Below are 2,283 nucleotides of genomic sequence, written 5' to 3' on the forward strand. Positions count from 1 at the left end.
TACTCAGCGTCTGTGGATTCACATCGCTGACCCAACTCGCTTGGTAATGCCAGGGGATAACCTTGACCTAGAAGCAAGACGGCGTAGTACCACCATATATCTACCCACAGGCATGATTCCCATGTTCCCATCGGAACTGGCAACTGGTCCGATGAGTTTAGTTCAAGGTCAAGTCTGTGGGGCACTCAGTTTTGGCGTGATATTGGATGAAGATGGTGCCATCTATGACTATCAGATTCACCCCAGCCTGATTAAACCTACCTATCGCCTGACTTATGAAGATGTAGATGAAATGTTGCAGTTAGGGGTACAGGCAGAAACAGAACTGTTTGCGATCGCTAACTCGGCTGTGCGTCGGCAAAAGTGGCGCAAGTCTCAGGGGGCGATTAGCATCCATATGCCAGAGTCAGTAATCAAGGTGGGAAATGATGAAAAAATTACCATTGAGGTGTTAGAAGATTCACCATCACGGCAAATGGTGGCAGAAATGATGATTCTGGCAGGTGAAGTGGCTGGACGCTATGGTCAACTGCATCAAATTCCCCTACCATTCCGAGGACAACCCCAGCCAGAACTTCCTTCCCAAGAAGAACTGCTACTATTGCCAGCCGGTCCAGTGCGGTTCTGTGCCATGCGTCGGTGTATGCCTAGAAGTGAAATGAGCATTACCCCAACACGCCACGCTAGTTTGGCTTTGGAAACTTACACCCAGGTAACCTCTCCAATCCGCCGCTACACTGACTTAATGACTCATTTCCAGCTCAAAGCTCATCTACGGGGTGACCCCCTACCCTTTGAAGCTGAACATTTGCTCGAAACGATGCAGAGTGTAACCAGAACAGCTAAGGATGCTAGTGAAGTAGAACGTGATACCAACAAATATTGGGGATTGGAATATTTACGGCGTCACCCCGATCAGGTTTGGCAAGTATTAGTACTCAGTTGGTGGCGAGAAAACGAGAATAAGGGCAACATTCTCCTAGAAGAGTTAGGTCTAGAATTGCCCATGCGTTTCCAGCGTTCGGTTAAATTAGGCGATCGCTTACATGTCAAAGTCAGTCACGCTGATCCCCGTAAAGAAGTTATTCATTTTCAAGAACTAGCGAACTCAGAGGCTCAGCTTGCTTTTAACTCCAAGCTAGAAGATGGCTCAGCTTCTGCTGTGAACAGGTTCGCCTAAATGCCTTTCCTTGTATAAGGCTTAGATGTCAGAAGTTAATGATATAGCGAAACATCATATAGTGTGATTTAACAGTGTTATTTAATAGTGTGATTTAAGTATGTCCACCTACTTACCAGTTGGATATACACTCCGATTGTAAAACTAGAAAGCTTGCTTTGATGTCTCGATATAATTACAAGAGATTAAAACACCAAATCAGCTCGGTACCCAGCCGTTGGTACTTCTGCCTATCTTTGGCTATTACCATTCTGCTGGGATGGGTTGGTGTAGCAGCAGCACAAGATAGTAACACCAATAATTTCACTAACCTATCTACTATCTGGTTGTTAGTTTCATCTTTTTTAGTCTTTTTTATGAATGCTGGCTTTGCCATGTTAGAAGCCGGGTTATGTAGACGAAGAAATGCGACTAATGTCTTGGCTAAAAATTTGATAGTTTTCTGTATATCAGCCTTAGCCTTTTGGCTAGTTGGCTTTGGCTTAATGTTTGGTGATGGCATCACTTACAGTTGTGTTCCAGGAGAAAATGCTAGTTTAAGTTTAGTGGGTCAAAAGGGGTTGTTTTTTAATCTTCCTTTTCCCCAATTTGGAAATCTTGGCTTTCCAGAATCAGGATTTAATTGTCTCAATCAAGATTGGTCTAATCACTCCTTTGCGGCTCTATTTTTATTTCAGTTAGTCTTTGCTGGAACTGCAGCCACTATTGTTTCAGGAGCTGTTGCTGAACGGGTTAAATTCTGGGCATTTCTGCTATTTAGTTTTTTCCTGGTTGGTTTTATCTATCCCCTAACGGGTCACTGGGTTTGGGGACACTATGGTTGGCTAGCCAAGGCGCTAAAATTTCATGATTTTGCCGGTTCAACTGTAGTCCATAGTGTTGGTGGTATGGCTGGCTTGGTAGGGGCTTGGCTACTGAAGCCACGACAAGGTCGTTATGGCTACAATTTAAGAACAGATAGATATGAAGGTCTCGAAACTGAAAAGTTCTCTTCCGATAATCTGGGTTTAGCCACCTTAGGCTGCTTAATTCTCTGGCTGGGCTGGTTTGGTTTTAATGGTGGCTCAGCAAAGGATCTCGATTATGTAGGCAATACCATCACA

Annotated in this window: 1 protein-coding gene and 1 pseudogene; both read left to right on the forward strand. The window is 44.2% G+C overall.

Going from position 1 to position 2,283, the window contains the following annotated elements:
- Positions 1–1,180 (forward strand): RNB domain-containing ribonuclease (locus F6K52_RS35470; RefSeq protein ID WP_293089766.1); only part of this gene is annotated, 1,180 nt, incomplete at its 5' end.
- 161 nt (positions 1,181–1,341) lie between these two features.
- Positions 1,342–2,283 (forward strand): annotated as a pseudogene (locus F6K52_RS35475) (ammonium permease); the annotation flags it as partial.

The sequence above is a fragment of the Moorena sp. SIO3H5 genome, from assembly GCF_010692395.1.
Classification (GTDB): Bacteria; Cyanobacteriota; Cyanobacteriia; order Cyanobacteriales; family Coleofasciculaceae; genus Moorena.